At 42.3% G+C, this 2463-nt stretch carries 4 protein-coding genes and 1 pseudogene; all 5 read right to left on the bottom strand.

Annotated elements, in window-relative coordinates; genetic code table 11:
* A pseudogene (locus H6G97_RS49820) lies at nucleotides 1–596 on the bottom strand (AAA family ATPase); the annotation flags it as partial.
* 165 nt (nucleotides 597–761) lie between these two features.
* Nucleotides 762–1103: a hypothetical protein gene (locus tag H6G97_RS49815; RefSeq protein WP_422394293.1), complete on the bottom strand. Its 342-nt coding sequence runs from the start codon at nucleotides 1101–1103 to the stop codon at nucleotides 762–764.
* A complete protein-coding gene (locus tag H6G97_RS49810) occupies nucleotides 1100–1357 on the bottom strand; it encodes a hypothetical protein (protein WP_190947619.1) in 258 nt (85 codons plus the stop codon). Before H6G97_RS49810 ends, H6G97_RS49815 begins: the two co-directional genes overlap by 4 nt.
* A gap of 32 nt (nucleotides 1358–1389) precedes the next feature.
* On the bottom strand, nucleotides 1390–1599 hold the full coding sequence (locus H6G97_RS49805; RefSeq protein ID WP_190947618.1) for a DUF2997 domain-containing protein: 210 nt from the start codon (nucleotides 1597–1599) through the stop codon (nucleotides 1390–1392).
* 2 nt (nucleotides 1600–1601) lie between these two features.
* A complete protein-coding gene (locus H6G97_RS49800; RefSeq protein WP_190947617.1) occupies nucleotides 1602–2051 on the bottom strand; it encodes a DUF1257 domain-containing protein in 450 nt (149 codons plus the stop codon).
* Between the last annotated feature and the right edge of the window lie 412 nt (nucleotides 2052–2463).

The following is a 2463-nucleotide window of genomic DNA, read 5'->3' as shown; positions in this document are numbered from 1 at the left end:
CTTCGTGCCTCTTGTGTAAACAGACGGCGGCGACGATTTAACCACTCGCGCAGTAGATCCAAACCGCCGAAGGGTATGCTGGCTGGCTTACCCAACTCGATACCCATTTGAGACAGTAGCCGAGTTTTGTACTCGACGGCTTTGGGGATAAAATCAGCGCCAACGACGACACCATCATTAGTTAAGTTTTCTTTGACTGTTAACCGAAGGAAGTCGCTAATCTCCTCCAGGGTTAATCCCAGGGCAGCACGAGAAAGAGTTTCAAATTCAGCATTTTCTAGCGTTACAGTAAAAGTCAATTCCTGTTCAATAGCAGACTGTTGTAAGTCATGCAAATAAGAAGTAATATGCTCAAGTATTTGGTCAATACTAGGTAAAGGGACTTCACAATAAGGAATCAATCTGACTAGTGATTCGTGTAATTGTATATTCTGACCCAACAAGACAATGCGTTTATCTGTGGGTTTTAACCTGTGGTAAAGGTTTTTAACTTTGGATAAAATCTCCCAACTCAATTGGGGTGAATTCTTAGCAATAAAGGGGTGGATATCTCCGAGGATAAATACACCATTTCCGCTAAAATTCGCAATGTAATCAATACCTTCGCCAATTTACGAGGCTGAGTTGATGTATTAACATCCTGTTTTCAAAGGTTTGGCAAAAACAATAAGTCCTAAAAATTCCTTCAAGGTTCCCCTCAAGCATTTTTTAACGTATTGCCCGTAGTATCAAGGGTTTGAGCTTCCAAGCTGCCTTGGAAGCTAAACCCTTATGTATGAGTTATTTTGCTGTTTTTGCCAAAATTTTTGTAGGCTCTTATTTTGGCAAAGGTATTGGTAATCAAACACATATAACAATGGGTCAGCATGTTGTGGTTTCTTATACTCTGCAACTGGTTTAAACACTAATCCCCCATCTGCTGCAATTAAACATTGCTCCAAGGTTGATACTCCCAGATTCCAGAAGAACACTGGACATGAAAGCTTATTGTTAGCTTCAGCAGTTAACCATTGAATAATCGTCGCTTCATCAGGAGATAGGACATCAACCGCAGCGATGGGGATTTGTGAATCGAGCGTGGAGAGAAGATTTGAGAGGTTCATTGTTTTTCAATCTCATAAGGAACTGGAAATAACTCGTCATGAGTGTTGACCACTTTCACGACTACCTCATAAACTTCGGCATCGCCGTCGAAAACTTCTGCTGTACCGTTGTTCTCTTGATAGGCGATTGCTGTTACTATGGCATTCAACAGCACACACAACCCTTCAGTATTCGCTTTGATGATCACGGGCTGGCGTGGTTTTTGCTGGGCGTAAATGTGGATAAAAGGGTATTCTTTAGCTAATTCACTCATGATGTTTTTGGGGGGGTTTAATCCCCCATTTTTTACTGACGTAAACGTGTTTGACTGCTTTGGGTAGTCCGAAGCTGTGGTGCTGATTCGTCCTTGAAAATGCGATCGCTCTCGTTGACAACTCCAAGTGCTTCTTCAAAGGGTTGCGTAGCCGATAAACAACTCAAACCCTCGAACCCCTCCGCTTCCACTCGAACTTCACCTGTAGCATTGTCAAAATGAATCAGTATTGAGCGTTCCATAATTATCTCCGTGCAAATTGTTTAACTTCTTGATGTCCGGCAAAGGTTAGGCGTAGGGTTTGCACACTTCCGCTAGTTGATTCTGCGATCGCACATTCCCCAAACTGCTCTTGTAACTCGGCAGCTTTGACACGAACCAAATGCTTACCATAAGCCAGCATTAGTTTATTACTGAAAAAGTCTTTGCCCAGCTTCGGAACTGTTTCATAACTGTCGTGTATTACGTCGTACACGCCGCTTGACTGATTCCATTTGAACCCGATGTCTGCACGGGCTTTTATGGTGCGACCAGATACGAGAATTTCAGCGCTTTGTCCTTGAGAGCCACCGTAGTATCCTTTTAGTGGCTGCGCTTCTTCATGAACTTGTGGTGATAGGTTTAGATCCGTGAGTGCAAAAATAAGACATTCACGGTTAGCAAGTTTAGTTTTAACTGTTGAGAAATGCGACATGAGAATTTTGTCCCTATAGTAAAAGTGCGGTATTCTTTTTGAGGTGTATATGCATTTTTCGTTTAAGGTATTTAGTCTTGAGCGATGCACCTTCGCCCAAGACTGTTTTTTACCTGAACTTGAACGACATCACGGTAGCTTTCGATAAGCCCACGTCGTCAGTCACTAGCTGTTGTAAATTGCGTTGTTCATCTAACAACTTGATGCGGATCTCTTGCATTTTTTGCTGTAATTGACTGCGCGTATCAGAACCAAGATTCTTCGACTCAATCGCTGGGTCGGTGACAATCGAATCTAAGAGGATGTTTTAAAAGTAGGGTAATGTTGTAAGAAAGCTCACAAAGCTTATGCTGAGATTTGTAGAAACCAGCACCTTGTGAGCAAATGACTAAAGCATACCGTAGCAATTTGA

The organism is Nostoc flagelliforme FACHB-838 (assembly GCF_014698065.1).
Classification (GTDB): domain Bacteria; phylum Cyanobacteriota; class Cyanobacteriia; order Cyanobacteriales; family Nostocaceae; genus Nostoc; species Nostoc flagelliforme_B.
This window is presented reverse-complemented; position numbering and strand designations above follow the sequence as displayed.

Coding starts and splice junctions, on each gene's coding strand:
- H6G97_RS49815 (WP_422394293.1), bottom strand. CDS start 1,103: ATGAACCTCTCAAATCTTCTCTCCACGCTCGATTCACAAATCCCCATC.
- H6G97_RS49800 (WP_190947617.1), bottom strand. CDS start 2,051: ATGTCGCATTTCTCAACAGTTAAAACTAAACTTGCTAACCGTGAATGT.
- H6G97_RS49805 (WP_190947618.1), bottom strand. CDS start 1,599: ATGGAACGCTCAATACTGATTCATTTTGACAATGCTACAGGTGAAGTT.
- H6G97_RS49810 (WP_190947619.1), bottom strand. CDS start 1,357: ATGAGTGAATTAGCTAAAGAATACCCTTTTATCCACATTTACGCCCAG.